Source organism: Bacillus sp. FJAT-27251, assembly GCF_001273925.1.
In the GTDB taxonomy this organism is placed as follows: domain Bacteria; phylum Bacillota; class Bacilli; order Bacillales; family Cytobacillaceae; genus Mesobacillus_B.
The window spans coordinates 4,679,043-4,698,910 of sequence record NZ_LIGG01000001.1 but is presented as its reverse complement, the minus strand read 5'-3'; the positions used below and the strand labels follow the sequence as shown (position 1 = coordinate 4,698,910).

Annotated in this window: 22 protein-coding genes; 14 read left to right on the top strand and 8 right to left on the bottom strand. The window is 46.0% G+C overall.

Annotated features, from left to right (window positions below; all coding sequences use genetic code 11):
• Positions 1-38 precede the first annotated feature (38 nt).
• The 4 genes from rpoD to ADU22_RS22265 all read left to right on the top strand — a co-directional run bounded on the left by rpoD (position 39) and on the right by ADU22_RS22265 (position 3,843).
• A complete protein-coding gene (gene rpoD / locus ADU22_RS22280) occupies positions 39-1,166 on the top strand; it encodes an RNA polymerase sigma factor RpoD (protein WP_053364130.1) in 1,128 nt (375 codons plus the stop codon).
• 352 nt (positions 1,167-1,518) lie between these two features.
• Entirely contained in the window at positions 1,519-1,881 is a 363-nt protein-coding gene (cccA, locus tag ADU22_RS22275) for a cytochrome c550 (protein WP_053364129.1), read from the top strand.
• A 142-nt stretch (positions 1,882-2,023) separates the two neighbouring features.
• Positions 2,024-2,731: a tRNA (adenine(22)-N(1))-methyltransferase gene (locus tag ADU22_RS22270; protein ID WP_053364713.1), complete on the top strand. Its 708-nt coding sequence runs from the start codon at positions 2,024-2,026 to the stop codon at positions 2,729-2,731.
• The gene (locus ADU22_RS22265; protein ID WP_053364128.1) at positions 2,728-3,843 is read left to right on the top strand and encodes a Nif3-like dinuclear metal center hexameric protein; all 1,116 of its coding nucleotides are present in this window, start codon (positions 2,728-2,730) and stop codon (positions 3,841-3,843) included. The genes ADU22_RS22270 and ADU22_RS22265 overlap by 4 nt, the downstream gene beginning before the upstream one ends.
• A 62-nt stretch (positions 3,844-3,905) precedes the next feature.
• On the opposite strand, the gene ADU22_RS22260 is transcribed toward ADU22_RS22265, so the two are convergent.
• Positions 3,906-4,859 (bottom strand): 4-hydroxy-3-methylbut-2-enyl diphosphate reductase, encoded by a 954-nt coding sequence (locus ADU22_RS22260; protein WP_053364127.1) that lies wholly within the window; start codon positions 4,857-4,859, stop codon positions 3,906-3,908.
• Between the two features lie 96 nt (positions 4,860-4,955).
• Entirely contained in the window at positions 4,956-5,561 is a 606-nt protein-coding gene (vrrA, locus tag ADU22_RS22255; protein ID WP_053364126.1) for a VrrA/YqfQ family protein, read from the bottom strand.
• A gap of 221 nt (positions 5,562-5,782) precedes the next feature.
• On the opposite strand from vrrA, the gene ADU22_RS22250 reads away from it, so the two are divergent.
• Together ADU22_RS22250 and ADU22_RS22245 are read left to right on the top strand one after the other, a co-directional pair.
• A complete protein-coding gene (locus ADU22_RS22250) occupies positions 5,783-7,099 on the top strand; it encodes a DEAD/DEAH box helicase (protein WP_053364125.1) in 1,317 nt (438 codons plus the stop codon).
• Positions 7,100-7,120: 21 nt separating this feature from the next.
• A complete protein-coding gene (locus ADU22_RS22245; protein WP_053364124.1) occupies positions 7,121-8,014 on the top strand; it encodes a deoxyribonuclease IV in 894 nt (297 codons plus the stop codon).
• A gap of 34 nt (positions 8,015-8,048) precedes the next feature.
• Here the strand turns inward: ADU22_RS22245 and ADU22_RS22240 are convergent, their stop codons facing one another.
• On the bottom strand, positions 8,049-8,309 hold the full coding sequence (locus ADU22_RS22240) for a DUF2624 domain-containing protein (RefSeq protein WP_053364123.1): 261 nt from the start codon (positions 8,307-8,309) through the stop codon (positions 8,049-8,051).
• A gap of 157 nt (positions 8,310-8,466) precedes the next feature.
• On the opposite strand from ADU22_RS22240, the gene ADU22_RS22235 reads away from it, so the two are divergent.
• The 3 genes from ADU22_RS22235 to zur are packed head-to-tail and all read left to right on the top strand — an operon-like array spanning position 8,467 to position 10,506.
• On the top strand, positions 8,467-9,240 hold the full coding sequence (locus ADU22_RS22235; protein ID WP_156324416.1) for a metal ABC transporter ATP-binding protein: 774 nt from the start codon (positions 8,467-8,469) through the stop codon (positions 9,238-9,240).
• Positions 9,237-10,082, top strand: coding sequence for a metal ABC transporter permease (locus ADU22_RS22230; RefSeq protein ID WP_053364122.1), 846 nt, complete (start codon positions 9,237-9,239; stop codon positions 10,080-10,082). Before ADU22_RS22235 ends, ADU22_RS22230 begins: the two co-directional genes overlap by 4 nt.
• Positions 10,083-10,092: 10 nt before the next feature.
• On the top strand, positions 10,093-10,506 hold the full coding sequence (gene zur, locus ADU22_RS22225) for a zinc uptake transcriptional repressor Zur (RefSeq protein WP_053364121.1): 414 nt from the start codon (positions 10,093-10,095) through the stop codon (positions 10,504-10,506).
• 55 nt (positions 10,507-10,561) lie between these two features.
• On the opposite strand, the gene ADU22_RS22220 is transcribed toward zur, so the two are convergent.
• A complete protein-coding gene (locus ADU22_RS22220; RefSeq protein WP_053364120.1) occupies positions 10,562-11,134 on the bottom strand; it encodes a nucleotidase in 573 nt (190 codons plus the stop codon).
• A 176-nt stretch (positions 11,135-11,310) separates the two neighbouring features.
• On the opposite strand from ADU22_RS22220, the gene ADU22_RS25665 reads away from it, so the two are divergent.
• The gene (locus tag ADU22_RS25665; RefSeq protein WP_502688751.1) at positions 11,311-11,829 is read left to right on the top strand and encodes a hypothetical protein; all 519 of its coding nucleotides are present in this window, start codon (positions 11,311-11,313) and stop codon (positions 11,827-11,829) included.
• Positions 11,830-11,947: 118 nt separating this feature from the next.
• Here the strand turns inward: ADU22_RS25665 and ispG are convergent, their stop codons facing one another.
• The 3 genes from ispG to ADU22_RS22200 all read right to left on the bottom strand — a co-directional run bounded on the left by ispG (position 11,948) and on the right by ADU22_RS22200 (position 14,374).
• Positions 11,948-13,033, bottom strand: a complete 1,086-nt coding sequence (gene ispG / locus ADU22_RS22210) for a flavodoxin-dependent (E)-4-hydroxy-3-methylbut-2-enyl-diphosphate synthase (RefSeq protein WP_156324472.1) — start codon at positions 13,031-13,033, stop codon at positions 11,948-11,950.
• 147 nt (positions 13,034-13,180) lie between these two features.
• Complete coding sequence (yqfZ, locus tag ADU22_RS22205; protein ID WP_053364117.1) at positions 13,181-13,507, bottom strand: protein YqfZ; 327 nt, start codon at positions 13,505-13,507, stop codon at positions 13,181-13,183.
• Between the two features lie 90 nt (positions 13,508-13,597).
• Positions 13,598-14,374, bottom strand: a complete 777-nt coding sequence (locus ADU22_RS22200; RefSeq protein WP_053364116.1) for a DUF1189 domain-containing protein — start codon at positions 14,372-14,374, stop codon at positions 13,598-13,600.
• Positions 14,375-14,591: 217 nt separating this feature from the next.
• On the opposite strand from ADU22_RS22200, the gene ADU22_RS22195 reads away from it, so the two are divergent.
• Positions 14,592-16,223, top strand: coding sequence for a Na/Pi cotransporter family protein (locus ADU22_RS22195; RefSeq protein ID WP_053364115.1), 1,632 nt, complete (start codon positions 14,592-14,594; stop codon positions 16,221-16,223).
• A gap of 58 nt (positions 16,224-16,281) precedes the next feature.
• Positions 16,282-16,761 (top strand): DUF456 domain-containing protein, encoded by a 480-nt coding sequence (locus ADU22_RS22190; RefSeq protein ID WP_053364114.1) that lies wholly within the window; start codon positions 16,282-16,284, stop codon positions 16,759-16,761.
• A 43-nt stretch (positions 16,762-16,804) separates the two neighbouring features.
• Here ADU22_RS22190 and ADU22_RS22185 read toward each other — a convergent pair whose 3' ends face one another.
• On the bottom strand, positions 16,805-17,497 hold the full coding sequence (locus ADU22_RS22185) for a Crp/Fnr family transcriptional regulator (RefSeq protein ID WP_053364113.1): 693 nt from the start codon (positions 17,495-17,497) through the stop codon (positions 16,805-16,807).
• Positions 17,498-17,851: 354 nt separating this feature from the next.
• Between ADU22_RS22185 and ADU22_RS22180 the strand changes: the two genes are divergently transcribed.
• Complete coding sequence (locus tag ADU22_RS22180) at positions 17,852-18,460, top strand: superoxide dismutase (protein WP_046526329.1); 609 nt, start codon at positions 17,852-17,854, stop codon at positions 18,458-18,460.
• A 116-nt stretch (positions 18,461-18,576) separates the two neighbouring features.
• Positions 18,577-19,794 carry an MFS transporter gene (locus ADU22_RS22175; protein ID WP_053364112.1) on the top strand — a complete coding sequence of 406 codons (1,218 nt, stop codon included), beginning with the start codon at positions 18,577-18,579 and terminating at the stop codon, positions 19,792-19,794.
• Positions 19,795-19,868: the final 74 nt, after the last annotated feature.

The window sequence follows — 19,868 nt, the reverse complement described above, 5'->3', positions numbered from 1 at the left end:
ATCTTATCTGTTTTGTGATTTTGGAAGGAGGGGGACAAATGGCTGAAAAGTCGGCCCGTTCTAATGAGGTGGAAGTTGAAATTACCTTAGAACAAGCAAAAGACCAGTTGACGGAACTGGGTAAAAAAACCGGTGTCCTTGCTTATGATGATATTGCTGAAAGATTATCGAGCTATGAACTGGATTCAGACCAAATGGATGAATTCTACGAGTTCCTTGGTGATCAGGGCGTTGAGCTTGTAGGAGACAATGAAGATGAAGACCCGGCAGCTCAGGAAATTGCCAAGGAAAGCGATGAAGAGTTCGATTTAAATGACCTTAGCGTCCCTCCTGGTGTTAAAATCAATGACCCGGTCAGGATGTACCTAAAGGAAATCGGCAGGGTTGACCTTCTGTCTGCCGAGGAAGAAATCAAACTGGCGACAAGGATAGAAGAAGGCGACGAAGAAGCAAAAAGGCGTCTTGCCGAAGCGAACCTGCGTCTTGTTGTCAGCATTGCAAAACGGTATGTTGGCCGTGGCATGCTGTTCCTTGATTTGATTCAGGAAGGAAACATGGGCCTGATCAAAGCGGTTGAAAAGTTTGATTACCGGAAAGGGTTCAAATTCAGTACCTATGCCACCTGGTGGATCCGCCAGGCAATTACGCGAGCAATTGCCGACCAGGCAAGAACAATCAGGATTCCTGTCCATATGGTTGAAACCATCAATAAGCTGATCCGTGTCCAAAGACAGCTGCTTCAGGATTTGGGGCGCGAACCAACGCCTGAGGAAATAGCAGAAGACATGGATCTGACTCCTGAAAAAGTCCGTGAAATCCTCAAGATCGCGCAAGAGCCGGTTTCCCTGGAAACTCCTATTGGAGAGGAAGATGACTCCCACTTGGGAGACTTCATTGAAGACCAGGATGCAACCTCGCCTTCGGAGCATGCGGCCTACGAATTGCTGAAGGAGCAGCTTGAAGATGTCCTGGATACCCTGACAGACCGGGAAGAGAACGTTTTACGGCTTCGTTTCGGCCTGGATGACGGACGTACACGGACCCTTGAAGAAGTAGGGAAGGTGTTCGGTGTAACCCGTGAGCGAATCCGGCAGATTGAAGCAAAGGCGCTCAGGAAGCTGAGGCATCCAAGCCGCAGCAAGCGCCTGAAGGACTTTTTAGAATAAGGCCATGAAGAATAATTTACTTGCCATAGTAAATTATTCTTTTTTTATAACGCTAAAGGCGCAGGGATTGGGGAACCCTTTTCAGGGGTCTTATTCCTGCCGGAAATTTGATAGCGCTTAACCTTATTTTACTGAATTGTCTCTCACTTTGCAAATGCCTCTTGGCATAAACAGGGCTGCCGGCTTCAAAACAGGGATATTAAGGGTATCTGTGCCCAAAAGATGTCCAAATTGTGAAGAACTATGACAAAGTTTGCTTTTTTGCTTTTCCTTGCAACATTTTTCAAGTAAAATAAAGTTGTTTGCAATAGTTAATTGAATACATAACTTGTTCCTAAAGGAGGGGTATAAGATGAACAGGAATCCAATTATTCCATTTGTTGCAATTATGGTCTTTGGCGTTGGCCTGATGTTCTTGCTTTCGTTTAAAGGGTTGGGAGACGCAGAGCAAGCGGCAAAGGATGCTGAAGGCGGAGAGCAGGCAGCGGAAGTAGCGGATGCGAGCCCTGAGGAGCTTTATCAGCAAAGCTGTATCGGCTGTCACGGGGACCAGCTCCAGGGTGTATCCGGACCAGCTTTGAACGCCGTCGGCGGGAAGCTTTCCAAAGAAGAGATCCAGGATATTCTTGTAAACGGTACACCTGGCGGAATGCCAGCAGGCCTAGTGCCGGGCAATGAGGAAAAAATGGCCGAATGGCTTGCTGAAATGAAATAAACGTAAGGCTGTCCTTTGCAACTGCAAAGGACTTTTTTTATACTAGTAGAATATAGAATGGCTAAGTAAAGCGAAAAATATTATTGTTAATGTGTTTCTCCGTGTACAAAGGGAGATCAATATGGAAAGTAGTGATGACCAGATGAATACTAATAAACTGTCAGAGAGGCTTGCAGCGGTAGCCGAGCATATTCCGGAAAACAGCAGTTTGGCGGACATCGGCTCCGACCATGCCTATTTGCCATGCCACGTTGTAAAGAAACGCGCTGTGCCTTTCGCCATCGCTGGTGAAGTGGCAGAAGGCCCTTTCCAGTCGGCTTTGAAACAAGTGGAATTTGAAGGCCTTTCAGACCGGATCCTTGTTCGGAAGGGAGATGGGCTCGAGGTCATCCAGCCAGGGGAAGTGAAGTGCGTCACCATTGCTGGAATGGGGGGACCGCTGATTGCGAGCATCCTTGAGAGAGGGAAAAGCAAGCTTGATGAGGTAACAAAGCTTGTGCTCCAGCCGAACATTGGTGCTTCTGCCGTCAGGAAGTGGCTGCTTGAGAATGGATGGCAGCTTGTCAGTGAAACAATCCTGAAAGAAGATGGGAAAATATACGAAGTGCTGGCTGCCGAAAGAGGAAATCCCGACGAGCCCTATAGTGCTTTGATGGATGCAGAGCTCCTTTTTGGTCCTTACCTTTTACAGGAAAAAAATGCAGCATTCCGGGAAAAATGGACACTGGAGAAGAAAAACTGGCAAAAAATCCTGGAACAGCTGGAACAGGCTGGCCAAAGTGAGACGACCAACCAGAAACGGCAGGAGATGGAGAAAAAAATCAGGATGGCAGAGGAGGTACTCTCATGAAAAATGTGAACGGCCATGAAATCATTCAGCTTTATGAACAATTTTCCCCCAAGGCGTATGCAATGGAAGGGGATAAGATCGGCCTCCAAATTGGGACCCTGAATAAACCGGTAAGCAAGGTCATGATTGCACTGGATGTTCTGGATGAGGTGGTCGACGAAGCGATTGAAATGGGAGCGGAGCTTATCATTGCCCATCATCCCCCCATTTTCAGGCCTTTGCAGAAAATAACCGAAGAGACTGCATCTGGACGGATGCTCAGCAAATTGATCAAACACGACATTGCTGTCTATGCCGCCCATACGAACCTGGATGTTGCCAAGGGGGGAGTCAATGATCTCCTCGCCGAAGCCCTGGGATTAAAGGAGACAGAGGTTCTTATCCCTACATATGAAGAAGCCTTGCTGAAACTTGCTGTCTATGTGCCTGCGGAGAACGCGGCCGAGGTCAGGGAGGCACTCGGAAAGGCCGGTGCCGGAGCGATAGGTGAATACAGTCATTGTTCTTTTTCCGTTGGCGGTACAGGTCGGTTTCTTCCTGGGGCAAGCGCCAATCCTCATATTGGCGAACAAGGCAGGCTCGAAGCGGTGGATGAGACAAGGATTGAAACTATTCTTCCGAAAAGCCTGGAGAAAAAGGTTATTGGGGCCATGTTAAAAGCCCATCCATACGAGGAGGTGGCCTATGACCTGTTCCCGCTTGAAAACAAGGGTGAACAGCTAGGGCTGGGCCGGATTGGAACGGTGGATGAAATGAGCCTCCGCGAATTCGCCGGGCATGTGAAGGAAGTTTTGGATGTAAAGGCTGTCCGGGTTGTCGGGAACCCTGATGCAGTCATTAAAAAGGTGGCTGTTTTAGGGGGAGATGGCAATAAATATTACCCGCAGGCAAAATTTAAAGGTGCCGATGTGTATGTTACAGGCGACTTGTATTACCATACGGCGCATGATGCGATGATGGCCGGTCTTAATATCATCGACCCAGGACACAATGTCGAAAAGGTCATGAAGGCGGGGGTCGCAAAGGTAATGAGGAAAATGGCCGGTGACAAGGGATTCAATGTCGAGTTCCTGGATTCAAAAGTGGATACCGATCCATTTATGTTTTTTTGATCCGGAGTCCCGAATCGCCAAAAGAGGCGCGAACCCCAATGGGGATTCGCGCCTCTTCTTCTTTATCCTTGAGCAGCGGGCCGCTTAACCTTCGGAAGAATTTTTGCCAGCGGCACCTTTTTCTCCCGCGTCCAGGTGGATTCATCTTCCGGATTGTATTGCTCCAGAAAAGTGATGACCTCTTTGGTGATTGGGGTGGGAGTGGAAGCACCTGCTGTGACGGCCACGGTTTGTGCATCTTTCAGCCAGGCGATGTCGAGCTCGGAAATATCGGCGATCCGGTAAGCCTTTGTACCGGCGATTTCCTCGGAGACCTGCGCCAGCCTGTTGGAATTATTGCTCTTTGGGTCGCCGACCACGATCAGTACATCCGCTTCATTTGCCTGTTCAGCGACTGCTTCCTGGCGAACCTGGGTCGCCATGCAAATTTCTCTATGCACTTCGGAAGCAGGGAACTTTTCTTTTACTTTACTCATAATATCGGCTACATCCCATTGGCTCATGGTTGTCTGGTTCGTGACAATCAGCTTGTCATGCACCAATTCCAGTGCATCGACATCTTCGGGCGTTTCAACCAGATGGACCTTGCCTGGAGCAACGCCGATGGCCCCTTCGGGCTCAGGATGGCCCTTTTTGCCTATATAGATGACCTCGAAGCCGTCCTGGACTTTTTCTTTAATCAAATCATGTGTACGGGTAACATCCGGGCAGGTGGCGTCAATGGCTACCAGCCCTTTTTTGGACGCAAGTTCCCGGACTTCCGGGGAAATTCCATGAGCGGTAAAAATGACAGTCCCCCCACTCACCTTTTCCAGTATTTCTCTGCGGTTCTGTCCATCCAGCGTAATGATGCCTTCTTCGGCGAATGCATCGGTAACATGCTTGTTATGGACAATCATGCCTAAAATGTAAATTGGCCTGGGCAGGCTTTTATCAAGAGCCGCATTCCTGGCTATGACCATGGCATCGACAACACCATAGCAATAACCGCGCGGCGAAATTTTAATTACTTTCATGAGTCATCCTCCTGCAGTCCCTCTTTATGTTTCCATTATAGTAAACTTAGTAGCATATTACAAAAATACTTTATTTCCAGCAGGAGGACGTATTCATTAGATGAATAGCTTTGGTGTGGATTCGCCTCGTTTTGGTTTTGCGGGACTGTTTTCTTTAGGGGGGGCGCTTTCTTCTGCCCTGATGGCCGCCTCCTTTTTCTTCCTGTTTTCCTTCTTTGGCTCATCTTCGTTTTTTGTTTTGGAAACATCCTCTTCCTGATCCGGAAGATCTTTCATCCCTCTGTACAGCTTCCACATCGCGGGCAGGTTTTTGACCAGCGGCCCATATTGCTGAATCATCGGTCCTACAGATTGCGCTGTTTTTAATACTTGCTGGGTGTTATTCAAAAACGAATTAATCGATCCCGGATTGCCAAGTGTGTTTAATATTCCGCCGCCAGCCGCTCTGCCGGCCCCTCCGGCTGCTTGGCCAAAAGGTTGAAGTCCGGCTTGCTTTCCCCCGCCAAGCAATCTTGCGAGAATGCCTCCCTGCTTTGCAGGACGGCCCATGCCCATCATCGGATTCATTGGATATGGTGTCTGTCCCATTGCCCTCATTTGCGGTCCTCCGAATTGGCCTGGCAGCTGTCTCATGGGTCCCGGACGCATCATGCCGGGTCCCATGCCTCCAAAGGGCATGCCTGGTCCTGGTCCTTGTCGCATCTTTATGGCCTCCTTTCTTAAAAAGCTCTCTTTCCAGAATATGCAGATGTATAAAATTGGTTTGGGGTATGATGAAATAGACAAAATTAAAGAATGATTCTGTGGATATAAAGGTTAATATAAGCATAAATGGAGATTTTTCCGAATGTCGATTATAATAACAGGATGGACAAGCCAGTCAGGCAAAGCCTTCACAATAGAAGCAAAAAGGAGCTTTTAAAATGAGTACAACAAAATTTGAACAATATAATTTTAATCCATTCATCCTTGAGGCCATAAAGGAGCTGGGGTTTAAGGAACCGACTGAAATACAGGAAAGGCTGATTCCGGTCATTGCCAAAGGCGATAGTGCAATCGGCCAATCCCAGACAGGAACCGGCAAAACCCATGCCTACATCCTGCCAATCCTTCAAAAGGTCAACCCGGATATAAACCAGGTGCAGGCGGTCATTTCGGCACCAACAAGGGAGCTTGCGAACCAGATCTATCTTGAAATCCTTAAAGTGGTCGAACATGCCCCGGAAGGAGAAAAAATTACCGCACGCTGCTTTATTGGGGGTACAGATAAACAAAGAGCCATTGAGAAACTTAAAACACAGCCCCAGATTGTGATAGGGACTCCTGGAAGGATTAATGATCTTGTGAAGGAGCAGGCACTTGGGCTTCATAAAGCTGGCATTTTGGTGGTGGATGAAGCGGATTTGATGCTGGATATGGGCTTTATCCATGATGTTGACCAGTTTGCCTCTACCATGCCGGTGAAGCTGCAGATGCTGGTTTTCTCAGCTACCATTCCCGAGAAGCTGAAGCCGTTCCTGAAAAAGTATATGGAAAATCCAAAGTATATCCAGGTGGCCCCAAACAGGGCAGCTGCAGAAAATATTGAACACCTGATCCTGCCTTCGAAGCACCGGAACAAAGTCGGTCTCGTGCATTCGGCTTTGACTGCATTCAATCCATATCTTGCCATTGTGTTTACCAATACAAAGAAGAAAGCGGATGAAGTGGCTGACGGACTTATTGCCAAAGGCATTAAGGTAGGACGGATTCACGGTGACTTAAGCCCGAGGGAACGCAAGCGGGTGATGAAGCAGGTGAAAGACCTCGAGTTCCAGTATCTGGTTGCTACAGACCTTGCTGCAAGAGGAATTGACATTGAGGGTGTCAGCCATGTCATCAACTATGAACTGCCAACAGACCTGGATTTTTATATCCACAGGGTTGGAAGGACGGCGCGTGCCGGCTTTTCCGGAATCGCGCTTACCATTTATGACCCATCTGATGAGGATGCGCTAAACAGGCTCGAGAAAATGGGTATTAATTTCAAGAGTGTCGACCTTCAGAAGCAGGAACTGATTGAGATTGCCGAACGCAACAAACGGCAAAAACGCAAGCGCCAAGAAAACGAAATTGATGCCAAGGCCAAGTCAATGGTGAAAAAGCCGGAAAAGGTCAAACCGGGATATAAGAAGAAAATGCAGGCCGATATCGCTAAAATCAAAAAACGGGCAAAGAAACTCGGTAAAAGAAGCAAATAGGAAAAACAGGGGGAAAGTACATTGTTGAGAATTGGTTCTCATGTGTCCATGAGCGGGAAAAAAATGCTTCTGGCTGCCAGCGAGGAAGCACTCTCCTATGGCGCCAACACATTCATGATCTACACAGGTGCACCGCAGAATACAAGAAGGAAGAAAATCGAGGACTTGAATATAGAAGCTGGCAGAAAGCATATGGAGCAGAATGGCATCGGCGAAATTGTTGTGCATGCTCCGTATATCATCAATATCGGGAATACCACCAATCCTGATACCTTTGAATTGGGAGTCCGCTTTTTAAGAAGTGAAATTGAGCGAACGGAAGCAATTGGTGCCAGGCAGATTGTCCTTCACCCTGGTGCCCATGTGGGAGCCGGAACGGAAGAGGGAATTAAGAAGATCATCGAAGGCCTGAATGAAGTGATTACCGGAAGGGAAAATTTGCAGATTGCCCTGGAAACGATGGCCGGGAAGGGTTCCGAGTGCGGCAGATCTTTTGAAGAACTTGCCATGATCATTGATGGTGTAGCGTTTAATGAGAAGCTGTCCGTCTGCTTTGATACATGCCACACGCATGATGCCGGCTACAACATTGTGGAGGATTTTGATGGTGTGCTGAATGAGTTCGACAAAATCATTGGGCTGGACCGGCTTAAGGTGCTTCATATCAATGACAGCAAAAATGCAGCGGGCACCAGGAAAGACCGTCACGAAAACATCGGGTTCGGCCATATTGGGTTTGAAGCGCTAAGCTATATCGTCCATCACCCACAGCTTATGGATGTACCGAAAATACTGGAGACTCCATTCGTCGGTGAAGATAAAAACAGCAAGAAGGCCCCTTACAAGCATGAGATTGACATGCTAAAAGGAAAGGAATTCAATGAGAACCTGCTTGATAAAATCATGCTTGGATAGAAAAAAGCTGTGAGCAATCACAGCTTTTTCGATTTCAATTTTGTTTAGTAAATTGGATAAAAAGTTTATTCACTTCTTTTGCTGTTCCAGGCCCGGCGATTTTGGCTATTTCTTTAACCAGTGCTGCCCGTTCCCTTGGTTCAAAGATATTAACCTGTTTGCTGCGTAAGTATTGGGCAATTTTTTCTGCTTGTCTTGCATTGATTGCGATTTGGAACTGAGAGGCATATTTCATGAGTTCTTCACCAGTGATGGTGTTGATTTTATGGTTGATGATGCTTTCAAATATCTTCATTTCATCACTCCTCCTCTTTAAGGTATGAGTCCCGGGCTGGAATCGTGACATGAAAATATAGCAGAAGGCGGGAAGCACCGTTATTTACATTTGCTTAATCATGGGGTATACTACGTTAGTAAATCGGAATGATTCTTATTTTTGCAGGTGAAGAAAGATGATGAAGAAAGAACCAATAATTGAAATAAAGCACTTATACTACCGCTATGACCGCGAAAATGTCCTCGAGGATGTCAACTTGTCCGTCAATCACGGCTCCTTCCTCGGCATCGTCGGTCCCAACGGGTCGGGAAAGTCAACACTGCTTAAACTGATTCTGGGACTGATCAAGCCCCAGAGAGGCGAAATTAAGCTATTTGGCAAAGATATTAAGCAATTCAGGGAAAGGCAGAAGATAGGCTTTGTCTCCCAAAAGGCGAATTCGTTTAATTCGGGGTTTCCTGCCACTGTTTATGAAGTCGTGGCCAGCGGGCTGACCAAAAAAATCGGGCTGCTGCGTTTCTATAACAAGAATGATGCAAAAAAAGTAGAAAAGGCGGTTGCATCGGTTGGAATGGAAAAGTTCCTGCACCGCAATATTGGAGAGCTTTCGGGCGGCCAGCAGCAAAGGGTGTTCATCGCCAGGGCCCTCGTCAGTGACCCTGAGCTGCTAATATTGGATGAGCCCACAGTCGGGGTGGACACCGAGAATGTCCAGTCATTCTACGAAATGCTTGAACAGCTGAATAAGGACGGAATTACCCTGCTCATGGTCACTCATGATATTGGGGCCATTACCGATAAAGTGACCAATGTAGCGTGCCTGAACAAAGTATTGTTCTTCCATGGGACTTCGACAGAGTTTGAAGACAAGAAACATTTAGGGGTTTCCGATATTTATGGCCATGATGTCCACCTTTTGACGCATGACCATAAGGAGGCCCACTCATGATTTCAGCACTCTTTCAATATGAGTTTTTACAGAATGCATTTCTTTCGGGGATGATCATTGGCTTGATCGCTCCTCTGCTCGGCGTGTTCATTGTCGTTCGAAGGCTTTCGCTAATTGCTGATGCCTTAAGCCATGTGACGCTTGCCGGTATCGCCGCAAGCTTGTTCATGGGCAAGTATATCCCGTTCTTTGGCACATTGAACCCGCTTTATATGGGGATGGCTTTCTCTGTAGGCGGCTCCCTGTTCATCGAAAAGTTAAGGACTGTCTATAAACATTACCAGGAGCTTGCCATTCCAATTATCCTTTCCGGAGGCATTGGAATAGGGGTCATTTTTATTTCTTTGGCCGATGGCTTTAATACAGACTTGTTCAGCTATTTATTTGGGAGTGTCAGTGCAGTAAGCAGGACAGATTTGTGGACGATCATTGCCATCAGTGTTTTTGTGCTAATCACGATTATTCTCATCTATAAAGAGCTGTTCCTTCTTTCATTTGATGAGGAGTATGCCAAAGCGACAGGCATCGCAGCCCGGTCAATTCATTTTTTATTCATTGTCATGGTGGCGCTTGTGATAGCGGCATCCATGAGGATAGTCGGTGTCCTGCTAGTGTCTTCGTTAATGACTCTCCCGGTGGCAGCAAGCATCCGCCTTTCCCGCGGGTTCAAGCAGACGATTTTCTTCTCGGTTGTGTTCGGGGAAGCGTCGGTTCTTGGCGGTCTGTTTCTTTCCTATTACCTGGATCTGGCACCAGGTGGTACGATTGTCGTTCTTGCGGTTTTAATTCTAATTGCAACTGTTTTAATCAAAAAGCTGGCTGCAAACAGAGCTGTTTATTGAGGTGATTTGAATGAATGTAGATAAAGCTATGTACCTGTTGAAGGACCGTGGGTATAAGCATACTGGGAAGAGGGAGGACATGCTGGAGCTGTTCGCAGGGAATGAAAAATATCTGACTGCCAGGGAAGTGCTCGAAGGCATGAAAGATCAATATCCTGGTTTAAGCTTCGATACGATTTACCGCAACCTTTCCATTTTTGTTGAGCTGGGCATATTGGAAACGACGGAACTATCGGGTGAGAAGCACTTTCGTTTTGCTTGCTCGCATGATACCCACCATCACCATTTCATATGCCTTGACTGCGGAAAGACAAAGGAAATTGAAACATGCCCAATGGCCGCCTTGCAGGAAAACCTTAAAGGGTATGATGTATCTGGCCATAAATTTGAAATTTATGGAAAATGCCCGGAGTGCATTCATTAAAACTTGAAAGGTCCGTCCCGAATCAGGGACGGACCTTTCATTTTAAATGGCTTGACTAACCCTTCTGGTTCACCCATTGGTCTACCCAGACGCGGGCTTCATACCAATCATTCACACGAATCACTCCGTCTGGTATCGGATCCTGGTTATAGGGAGTGTTAAAAAGGAGAACGGGGATTTGCAAATCTTCATGAATCATGACTGCATTGTCATGTTTATCCTCGAAGAAAATATCGACCTCATACTTCCTTGCAGCAGCAATTTTATTATGGCTGCCAATCAGTTCAATATGGTCATATTCAAGGTGGTGCTTCATAAACCAGTCGGTCGTCACATCAATTAAATGTTCTCCCCTCGCACTGATGAAGAAAAGTTCATGCTCTTTTGACCATGTACTTAACACATCCCTCGCACCMTTTGCCAGTGGGGATTTTGCATAGATTACCGGCTCACTTGAAGCAAACCACCTTGAAAACTCCTGTTCGCTTACGGAGACAAGCGGCATCAGATCATATTGTACAATGTCATCTAGTGTAATGTTCAGATTGAACTGCTGGTTCAGAAACGGAACCATTGATGATGGACAGGTGACAGTGCCATCAATATCGATCCCAAAACGTTTTCTCATGTTATACGGCTCCTCTGTTCTTTGTTCGTAAGTTCTATCTTATCAAAAGAGGGACAGAGATTGAAGGGCTTTCGTCTTTTGGGAGTAAACGGGCAGGCACAGTTAAAAATTTACATCGTAAAACTTGAAAAATGGCGAACAATATAAATGCTCCACAAAGAAAGCGAGGGATTATGATGGCAGACGAAATACGGAACCAGGATAAACCCGAGTATCTTACAGAACCAGAACACGATGTATCAGCAGATAGCCTTTACAATCAAACTGATCAAAATACGTCCGGAAACGGACATACGGCGGTTGGGGCAAATGTTGAAATCCCTGGTCAGTCTCAATTTGACCAGGCTTCAACCGTAAATACGACTTTGCCTCTGGAAAACCAGGCAGGCGGGTATAGGGAAGAAACAGCTGCCGAGATTGCTGCTCCTGTCCGCGGGGATGTAAGGAGTCAGGCCACCAAGGGATACCAGGCAGACAGAGGAGATGCTGGACAGGCTACAGGCTCTATAATGGGATTCTCGGCCTTGGCGCTATCCATTCTTTCGCTGTTTGTGCTGCCGGTCCTTCTTGGCGCAGCCGGTATCGTCATTGGGTTTATTGCCAGGGCCCGGGGTGCCAAGGGACTTGGGAATTGGGCCATTGGCATCGGGGCCATTTCCCTTGTGATAGGCATGTTTGTGCTCCCGTTTTACTGATATGCTGATAGCAGAGTGTGGCACTGCAGTTCTTTTGAGGGAGCATGAAGAGCAATGAAAGAGGCCCGGAGAAATCCGGGCCTCTTCAAGGTCATAAAGTCAGGCGCTTGCGCTTTTCTTATTTTTGGGCCATTTCGCTCAGTTTTTCGGCGGCAATTTTATCTATTTCTTTTTTCAGTTCTTCAACCATTTGGTCTTCAGGAACTTTGCGCACCGTTTTCCCATGGCGGAACAGCAGCCCTTCGCCGCGGGCTCCGGCAATTCCAATGTCAGCTTCCCTAGCCTCTCCCGGTCCGTTCACCGCGCAGCCGAGAACGGCCACTTTAATTGGGGCCTTAATGTTCTGGATATATTCCTCCACCTCATTGGCAATGGAAATCAAGTCGATTTCAATCCGTCCGCACGTAGGGCAGGAAATCAATGTTGCCGCATTGGAGGCGAGCCCGAATGATTTTAAAAGCTCCCTCGCCACTTTCACTTCCTGCACAGGGTCGGCACTCAATGAGATCCGCACCGTGTTTCCAATTCCCATGCTAAGGATGGCGCCCAGGCCGGCAGCACTCTTTACTGTTCCTGCAAACAGGGTACCTGATTCGGTGATGCCAAGGTGGAGGGGATAATCAAAAGCCTTTGCTGCTTTTGTATAGGCTTCAATTGCCAAGTTTACATCTGAAGCCTTCATCGAAACGATGATATCATGGAAATCCAGGTCTTCAAGAATTTTGATATGATGTAATGCGCTCTCGACCATCCCATCTGCAGTTGGATATCCGTACTTTTCGAGAATCTTTCGTTCGAGTGAACCGGCATTTACACCAATCCTAATCGGAATGCCGCGTTCTTTGGCCGCCTTTACTACAGCCTCCACCTTTTCACGTCTTCCGATATTTCCAGGATTAATCCTGATCTTGTCCGCTCCGCCTTCAATTGCTTTAAGGGCGAGCTTATAATCGAAATGGATATCGACAACAAGAGGGATATTAATCTGCTTTTTAATGTCGGCAATGGCGTTTGCCGCCCGCTCATCTGGGCAGGCAACACGGACAATCTGGCAGCCGGCTTCCTCAAGGCGTTTTATTTCAGCCACAGTGGCTTCCACATCATGTGTTTTCGTCGTTGTCATACTTTGGATAACTACTTCATTATTACCGCCGATTGTCAGGTTTCCAACACGAACCGGGCGGGTTTTCGTACGATGTATGATTTCACTCAACAGTGTTTCGCTCCTTTTTGTTAGATAAAATCAAGGCGCCTGCGCAATTCCCTATAAATAATAGAAGAATCTTTACCTGTTTATTCTATCAGGGTGCTGCTAAGATTGACAAGAAAAGTTGTTTACCATTAAATTATGTCAATCTTCAACAGGGTAATCAGGAAATTTATACGCCTTCCCTATTTGAATGGCTTCCGGTTCCATCCCGTTATTTAAATTCCGGAAGTCCTGAACCGCTTTGGAAATGGGAACAGGGAGGGGGCCTTTTAATTTATCTTCAAGCACGGAAAGTACGGTATCTCCCGGCCCGATATCCTTTTTAAAATAAGGAAGAGAATCCTGTTTTGGAGCAATAGTCTCAGTTTTCTGGCTTTTTCCGGCTGCAGGAAGACTACCTTGGTTAAAATCGTGGTATACAGAGTAACATAAAAGGATAATGAACAAAAATCCAGCCAGCTTTTTCATGGAAAATCCTCCTTGCAGGGTTTGTCCATTTATATGCGGCAGAGGAGAAATTTAGAACAAAAAAACGCCCGCAGCAAGACGGGCGATTACTTATGCAAGGGAGGGTTTATCTTTTTGCGGAATTTCCTGGATCGCCAGGAGCAGGATGATCAGGGCAATAGTCCAATTAAGCATGAATCCATAAGGTACGGTGGTCTTCAGCAAATCCATTACCGTGAAAAATAGGGTAGGCAAGGTGACACTATAGGCAGCCATCCGCCAAACATGGCGATACTGCAGAGGTCTGGCCAGGATATTCTTAAGAATAAGCCCAAATAAGGCAAGCACTGATACTTCTATGAATTTAAGTGCGCTGTTGACGAGGAAAATGGTTCCTGCCAACAGGGAGATGATGATGGGTAAAGCGGAATGGGAGCCTGCCAGCAGGTCGGATAAATCCTGCTTCGAGATTGGCTCATTGCCAAGCATGGAATAGGCAGCTGTATTTATCCCTCCCCCTGCACTAAGGACAACTTCATTTTTCAGCAACGCAATTCCGTCCCCCATTTCCGATACCGTACCGGAGTCCATGGCCCCTGTTGGGTCAAAAATGATGGAAAAGGACCCTTCCTGAATTGTGAGTGGTTCTTTTGCCTCGGAATGCAGCTGGCCATTATCGATTGTAAAATCGGGAAGTTCGTTCAAGGATTCACTGGCCATCTGGACGGCTTCCCTGAGGGCGCCATTCATATAAAAAACGGAAGGGAGCACCGAAATAAGCGATAACAGGAAGACATACAGGATTGTTTTGCCGATCCCCTGGCTTCGGTATGAAGCAATATCTTTAGGGGAATACAAACTTTTAAATAGCTGTTTAAAAACATTCATCCAAACACACCTCTTTCTATAGTAACGGATTCATTTTATCTTGATAAGGAAAGATTCACAAGCGGGACGACCCTCTCTTTTGTAACATTCCTGTAACATAACTGCAAATTGTTAAGCTAATGTAAATTTAACTCTAAACTTATTTACATTGTCTTATAGATTCAAGCATAATTGTAGAGGTTTGTTGAATTTAGTCGAAAATGTAGGGGTTGAAAAAATGGAAGTTAATGTACAAGAAATGCTGTTTAGCTTTTTGGGCGGCTTGGGTATTTTCCTTTTTGGAATCAAATACATGGGCGACGGCCTGCAAAAGTCTGCGGGTGACCGCCTAAGGGACATTTTGGACCGGTTTACATCCAACCCGGTCATGGGTGTGCTTGCAGGAATGTTTGTAACCATTCTCATCCAGTCAAGCAGTGGGACTACTGCTTTGACAGTCGGCCTTGTCGCTGCCGGTTTCATGAATCTCCGTCAGGCAATCGGAGTAATCATGGGAGCGAACATCGGTACCACGGTTACAGCTTTCATTATCGGTATCAAAATCGGGGACTATGCATTGCCGATTATTGCTGTCGGTGCCATCCTCCTGTTTTTCTTTAAACATAAAAAAGTTCAGCACTTTGGCCAGATTGTCTTTGGGTTCGGAGCCTTGTTCTACGGACTTGACCTGATGAGTACCGGAATGAAGCCGCTTCGTGAAGTACAGGCATTCACTGATTTGACGATGGAAATGAGTTCAAATCCAATTCTTGGTGTCGTCATCGGTGTATTGTTTACCGTCATTGTCCAGAGCTCCAGTGCCACAATCGGGATTCTCCAGGGATTGTTTGGCGACGGGCTCGTAACTTTGAATGCTGCTTTGCCTGTTTTGTTCGGAGATAATATTGGAACAACCATCACTGCGGTTCTAGCGGCGATCGGCACATCCGTTGCAGCCCGCCGTGCGGCTGCGACACATGTCTTGTTCAACCTGATTGGGACATTTATTTTCATGGTGCTGCTTCGCCCGTTTACGGCTCTGATTGAGCTTATTCAGGGGTCATTGAATTTAAACCCGGAAATGACCATCGCGTTTGCCCACGGAATTTTCAATGTGAGCAATACGCTGATCCAGCTGCCATTTGTCGCAGCGCTGGCCTATATTGTAACAAAGTTGATTCCTGGACAAGATTCCGTTATTGAATACAAGGCTCAGCATCTTGACCCAATCTTTATTGAACAGTCTCCTTCCATTGCGATTGGACAAGCGAAGGAAGAGGTGCTGCGCATGGGTAAATTTGCTGTACAGGGACTTGAAGAAACAAATCTTTACCTCAAAACAAAGAATGCCAAACATTCTGGAACAGCTTATCAGCTGGAGGATGCGATCAATAATCTCGACCGCAAAATTACCGACTACCTGGTATTGCTTTCGACCAGCTCATTGTCAAATCATGAGTCAAAAGAACATGGCAACCTGATGGATACCGTCCGCGATATCGAGCGTATGGGCGACCATTTTGAAAACATCCTTGAACTTGTTGAATACCAGATGGCCAATAAGGTGAAAATGACTGATACTGCGATGGATGACCTTGAAAAAATGTTCACCCTGACCATCTCTACAGTCAAAAATGCGCTTCAGGCTTTTGACCAGAATGATAAATTAATGGCGGAAAAGGTTGTTAAAAAGGAAGAAGAAATCGACAAAATGGAAAGAAGCCTCAGGAAACAGCATATCCTCCGCATCAATGAGGGAGCGTGTTCCGGACAAGCGGGCATTGTCTTTGTCGATATCGTCAGCAACCTGGAACGTATTGGCGACCATGCAGTAAACATTGCTGACTATGTACTTGAAGATAGGGAATAAGATAAAATAGAGCGAAGGGATTGCCCTTCGCTCTATTCTTGTTTAGGAGGCCAGGATCGTGGATTATATTTTTTGGACAATCATCATTCTTTTGTTTGCTGTCGCGTTTGCCGGATTGCTGTTTCCAATCATTCCGAGCGTGCTGTTTATATTCGCAGGCTTTGTGCTTTATGGGATTTTCTTCTCGTTCGAAGCGTTCAACTGGCTGTTTTGGACCGTGCAAGTCTTATTTGTCATCCTTCTGTTTGGTGCCGATTATATTGCGAACATGATTGGGGTAAAAAAATATGGCGGGTCAAAAGCAGGGGTGTGGGGCAGTACAATCGGTCTTTTGGCTGGTCCTTTCATCATCCCGATTGTTGGCATCGTCATTGGACCATTTGTTGGGGCAGTATTGGCGGAACTACTTGTTAAGCGCAAAAACTTCAGTGACGCCGTGAGAATCGGCTTTGGGTCGGTAATCGGCTTTATCAGCAGCGTTGCTGCCAAAGGGCTGATCCAGGCTCTCATGATCATCTATTTCCTCTTTATTGTATAACCATATCAAAGCGAAAAAATCGTGCCCGGGCACGATTTTTTCGCTAGTTTAATCCGCATATCTCATAGGGGCAGCTTTGGCAGTCTACTTCCTGTTTCAGATAGGAAAGATTTTTGACGGTGAATTTAAGCTGGTCATAAGCGATGACATCATGCTCCCGCAATTCTTTGAGCATGCGCTGAATGACTTCCCTCGTCCCAAATGTGAGATTGGCCAGTTCCTGATGGGTGAGCGGCAAATCAATGAGAATACCTTCATCCGTCATGATGCCATGGCTGTTGCATAGGCGGATGAGGATGGAATAAAGGCCGCCCTTTTTTCCATTCATGATCAGGTCCTGGCATTTCATCTGGGCTTTTAGATAACGGGTGCTAAGCCAGGTTGCCAGTGAGTTCAAAGCAAATGGTTCGCTTTGGACGAAATCCTCGAATACTTCTCTTCTGATCATAATCAATTCACAGTCTGTCAGGGCCTTCGCCGAAAAATAATATCTCGGTGAATGCTTGAAAAGTTCATACTCAATGACCATCTCTTCACCGCTTAACATTTTCATGATGAATTCTTTGCCTTTTACATGGACCCGTCCAACTGAAAGAGTGCCGCTGAGGAGCAAGTAGATATACTGGACAGAGTCCTCCTCCTGAAAGAGAATGGTACCTGCTTTTATGCGCTGCATTGATTCCTTATCGATGAAATGCTGCAGAACTAAACTATATAATGAGATGTTTTTTTGCATGAGGATCTACTCCTTAATACAGCCTTTACACCTTTGATTTAAAAGAATTGTAGCTACTATGTCAATGGTGTTTTGGTAAAAAATGGTACCGTTTTAAGGCTAATGCGACAAAAATCGTTGACAAACCAATGGTTTTACAATAATGACAAATTTCCGAAATGTCATATGGAGGCACTAACTTGTATATGGCTAAGGAAAAAGGGCTATCCTAAACGGGGTTGTCAAGAAAGCATTTTATTTGAATTGATTACCGTTCTTTGGTAATCTAAATCTGGGTCCTTTAGAACGATTCTAATATCTGAAAATTGGCTGGAAACGTTCTTGGGAAATATGATACATAGGAGGATGTTAAATATGGCTTTTGAATTACCGCAATTACCTTACGCTTACGATGCACTTGAACCACACATCGACAAGGAAACAATGAATATCCACCACACTAAGCATCACAACACATATGTAACAAACCTGAACAATGCTTTGGAAGGAAATGAAGAGCTTCTTTCCAAAACAGTGGAAGAAGTAATTTCCAACCTGGATGCTGTTCCGGAAAGCGCTCGTACAGCAGTGCGCAATAACGGCGGCGGACATGCCAACCATACTTTGTTCTGGCAAGTCATTTCCCCGAATGGCGGCGGTGAGCCAACAGGCGAACTTGCTGAAGCAATCAGCCAAAAGTTCGGCAGCTTCGAAGGCTTCAAGGAAGAGTTCACTAAAGCTGCTACAACCCGTTTTGGATCCGGCTGGGCATGGCTTGTTGTCAACAACGGCCAGCTTGAAGTTACAAGCACTCCAAATCAGGATTCTCCATTGATGGAAGGAAAGACTCCAGTTCTGGGCCTTGACGTTTGGGAGCATGCTTACTATCTTAACTACCAGAACAGAAGACCGGAATACATTGGTGCATTCTGGAACGTTGTAAACTGGGAAGAAGTGAACAAGCGTTTTAACGAAGCAAAATAATCAGGTTTTACAGGGACAGGCGGTTTTYCGCCTGTCTTTTTTTATCCTCTCAATAAGTGAATAAGTGAGTGTTGATTGTTAGAAACTACCCGAGAAGAAAAAAGGGGAGTTTCTTAATGAGCAAATTTCAAAAACTGATTGGAGATGTAGAACTTACGAGGGATTTAACACTTTTATTGGTGATCGGGGGCCTGTATTCGTTAAGCATCGCCTTGTCCAATACCTTCGTAAATATTTATTTATGGAAACAGTCGGGAAATTTCACGGACCTTGGGCTGTACAATCTTGCCGTCGTCATCATGCAGCCGATTACGTTTATCCTTGCTGGGAGGTGGGCCAAGAAAGTCGACAGGGTCATTGTACTAAGAATAGGTGTGACTTTTTTAGCCATCTTTTACATGGCTGTGCTATTTTTTGGCACCAGGGCCTCCGAATACCTGCTTTTGCTTGGGGGGCTCCTTGGGATAGGCTATGGTTTTTACTGGCTGGCTTTTAATGTGCTGACCTTTGAAATTACCGAACCGGAAACAAGGGATTTTTTCAACGGGTTTCTTGGAATCCTTTCATCGGCAGGGGGGATGATTGGGCCAATCGCAGCCGGTTTGATTATCTCAAAACTGGAGAAATTTACAGGATACACGGTTATTTTCGGTATTTCACTTGTGCTGTTTTCAGCAGCCGTGTTCATGAGCTTTTTTCTGAAGCGCCGGCCGGCAGAAGGGAAATACTGGTTCGTACGAATTTGGCGGGAGAGGCAAAATAGCAGGAATTGGCGGATGGTTACAAATGCGCACATCCTTCAGGGGTTAAGGGAAGGCACATTTGTTTTTATTATTTCCGTTTTTGTGTTTATCGCCACCGGAAGCGAAATGGCGCTGGGTACATACGGGCTAATCAACTCGGGCATTTCCTTTATAGCCTACTTTTTCGTTTCACGCTTGCTGAAGAAGGAGTACCGAAAGAAGGCCATTCTATCGGGGGGCATATTGCTGTTTCTTTCTATGTTTTTAATCGTATTCGACCTGAGCTATTCCCGCCTCCTCATATATGCCTCAGTCATTGCAGTGGCTTACCCGCTGCTTCTGGTTCCCTACATGTCCCTTACGTATGATGTGATTGGAAGAGGATGGATGGCGGCTGAAATGCGGATTGAATATATTGTCGTCAAAGAAGTGTTTTTAAATATCGGAAGAGTAGTTTCCATCCTCCTTTTCCTGGCAACCATCACTTTTTTTGATCAGGAAAAGGCTCTGCCGTATTTGCTGCTCATAATTGGTAGCGGGCATTTCTTTATCTACTTTTTTGTAAGGCATATCAAGTTTTCTTCGGCATAGCTCTTGGGTGGAAAGAAACACCAGCGGACTTGGTAATAGAAATATCCTCGTTTTTCCTTTAGAATAAAGGATGG

Bases quoted from the DNA above. Each gene is read 5' to 3' on its own strand.
- rpoD (WP_053364130.1), top strand. From the start codon at position 39: ATGGCTGAAAAGTCGGCCCGTTCTAATGAGGTGGAAGTTGAAATTACC.
- cccA (WP_053364129.1), top strand. From the start codon at position 1,519: ATGAACAGGAATCCAATTATTCCATTTGTTGCAATTATGGTCTTTGGC.
- ADU22_RS22270 (WP_053364713.1), top strand. From the start codon at position 2,024: ATGAATACTAATAAACTGTCAGAGAGGCTTGCAGCGGTAGCCGAGCAT.
- ADU22_RS22265 (WP_053364128.1), top strand. From the start codon at position 2,728: ATGAAAAATGTGAACGGCCATGAAATCATTCAGCTTTATGAACAATTT.
- ADU22_RS22260 (WP_053364127.1), bottom strand. From the start codon at position 4,859: ATGAAAGTAATTAAAATTTCGCCGCGCGGTTATTGCTATGGTGTTGTC.
- vrrA (WP_053364126.1), bottom strand. From the start codon at position 5,561: ATGCGACAAGGACCAGGACCAGGCATGCCCTTTGGAGGCATGGGACCC.
- ADU22_RS22250 (WP_053364125.1), top strand. From the start codon at position 5,783: ATGAGTACAACAAAATTTGAACAATATAATTTTAATCCATTCATCCTT.
- ADU22_RS22240 (WP_053364123.1), bottom strand. From the start codon at position 8,309: ATGAAGATATTTGAAAGCATCATCAACCATAAAATCAACACCATCACT.
- ADU22_RS22235 (WP_156324416.1), top strand. From the start codon at position 8,467: ATGATGAAGAAAGAACCAATAATTGAAATAAAGCACTTATACTACCGC.
- ADU22_RS22230 (WP_053364122.1), top strand. From the start codon at position 9,237: ATGATTTCAGCACTCTTTCAATATGAGTTTTTACAGAATGCATTTCTT.
- zur (WP_053364121.1), top strand. From the start codon at position 10,093: ATGAATGTAGATAAAGCTATGTACCTGTTGAAGGACCGTGGGTATAAG.
- ADU22_RS25665 (WP_502688751.1), top strand. From the start codon at position 11,311: ATGGCAGACGAAATACGGAACCAGGATAAACCCGAGTATCTTACAGAA.
- yqfZ (WP_053364117.1), bottom strand. From the start codon at position 13,507: ATGAAAAAGCTGGCTGGATTTTTGTTCATTATCCTTTTATGTTACTCT.
- ADU22_RS22200 (WP_053364116.1), bottom strand. From the start codon at position 14,374: ATGAATGTTTTTAAACAGCTATTTAAAAGTTTGTATTCCCCTAAAGAT.
- ADU22_RS22195 (WP_053364115.1), top strand. From the start codon at position 14,592: ATGGAAGTTAATGTACAAGAAATGCTGTTTAGCTTTTTGGGCGGCTTG.
- ADU22_RS22185 (WP_053364113.1), bottom strand. From the start codon at position 17,497: ATGCAAAAAAACATCTCATTATATAGTTTAGTTCTGCAGCATTTCATC.
- ADU22_RS22180 (WP_046526329.1), top strand. From the start codon at position 17,852: ATGGCTTTTGAATTACCGCAATTACCTTACGCTTACGATGCACTTGAA.
- ADU22_RS22175 (WP_053364112.1), top strand. From the start codon at position 18,577: ATGAGCAAATTTCAAAAACTGATTGGAGATGTAGAACTTACGAGGGAT.